The organism is Arthrobacter sp. GCM10027362, from assembly GCF_042679445.1.
Classification (GTDB): domain Bacteria; phylum Actinomycetota; class Actinomycetes; order Actinomycetales; family Micrococcaceae; genus Crystallibacter.
In genome coordinates this window covers 1-1,513 of sequence record NZ_JBHTML010000358.1, presented here as the reverse complement: position 1 = coordinate 1,513, position 1,513 = coordinate 1, and the positions used below count along the sequence as shown (strand labels likewise).

At 70.8% G+C, this 1,513-nt stretch carries 1 protein-coding gene and 1 pseudogene; both read left to right on the top strand.

The features are described from left to right. Nucleotides 1-1,325 (top strand): CpaF family protein (locus tag ACFQ36_RS22635; RefSeq protein ID WP_377017811.1); only part of this gene is annotated, 1,325 nt, incomplete at its 5' end. Next, nucleotides 1,325-1,513: pseudogene (locus tag ACFQ36_RS22630) on the top strand (type II secretion system protein F); the annotation flags it as partial. The gene ACFQ36_RS22635 and the pseudogene ACFQ36_RS22630, both read left to right, overlap by 1 nt.

Below are 1,513 nucleotides of genomic sequence, written 5' to 3'. Positions count from 1 at the left end.
CGCCGGCGGCCGCGCCGGCCGGCCAGACGCAGCCCCCCGACGCCCTGGCGGCGCTGAAGCAACGGGCCGGCGAGGCGCTGTTCGAGCGGATCGGCAGCCGGCTCAATGACCCGAACCTGTCCGAAGCGGACCTGCTCGCCTACGCGCGGGAGGAGCTGGCCCGGATCGTTGAGGCCGAACAGGTGCCGTTGAGCAGCACCGAGCGGCAGCGGCTGGTGGGGCAGATCAGCGACGATGCCCTGGGCTACGGCCCGCTGCAGCGCCTGCTGGAGGACCCGTCGGTTTCGGAAATCATGGTCAACGGAGCGGACCGGATTTTCGTGGAGCAGCGGGGCAAGGTGAGGCTGAGCAACGCGCACTTCACCTCCGAGGTCCATCTGCGCCGCGTGATCGAGAAGATCGTCTCCCAGGTGGGCCGGCGCATCGACGAATCCTCCCCGCTGGTGGATGCCCGGCTGCCGGACGGATCCCGGGTCAACGCCGTCATCCCGCCCCTGGCAGTCAACGGGCCGGCGCTGACCATCCGGAAATTTGCCGCCGACCCGCTGCGGGTGCACGACCTGGTGCGCTTCGGGTCGCTTTCTCCGGAGATGGCCGGATTGCTGGAGGCCTGCGTCCAGGCCCGCCTGAACATCCTCGTGTCCGGGGGCACCGGGACGGGCAAGACCACCCTGCTCAACGTCCTCTCCTCGTTCATCCCGCCGGATGAGCGGATCATCACCATCGAGGACGCGGTGGAGCTGCAGCTGCAGCAGGACCACGTGGTCCGGCTCGAAAGCCGGCCTGCCAACATCGAAGGACGGGGCGAGATCACCATCCGGGACCTGCTCAAGAACTCCTTGCGCATGCGCCCGGACCGCATCGTGGTGGGGGAGTGCCGCGGCGGAGAGGCGCTGGACATGCTTCAGGCCATGAACACCGGCCACGACGGTTCCCTGTCCACCATCCACGCGAACTCCCCGCGCGATGCCGTCTCCCGGCTGGAGACGCTGGTGCTCATGGCCGGCATGGAGCTGCCGCTGCGGGCGGTCCGCGAACAGATTGCCTCCGCGGTGGACGTGATTGTGCAGCTGACCAGGCTGCGGGACGGCAGCCGCCGGGTCACCCACATCACCGAGGTCCAGGGCATGGAAGGGGAGGTGGTGACACTGCAGGACGCCTTCGTCTTCGACTACAGCGCCGGCGTCGACGCCAACGGACGGTTCCTGGGCAGGCCCGTCTCCACCGGCGTCCGGCCCCGCTTCACCGAGCGGTTTGCCGACCTGGGCATCGTCGTGCCGCCGCACGTTTTCGGCTCCGCACCGGGCCGGCCGCGGGGCCGCTGATGCTGGCCGCCGGATTCCTCTGCTGCTACGCGGCCCTGGCCGTTGCCCTCGTCGCCGCCTTCCGGTCACCGACGCCCAGACTGCCGCCGGACCGGCGCCGCCCGGCGGCGGAGGAACCGCCCTCCGCCCTGGCCCGGATCACCGGGCTGACCGCCGGGGCCATCGACCGCGTCCTGACCCGGCGCGGC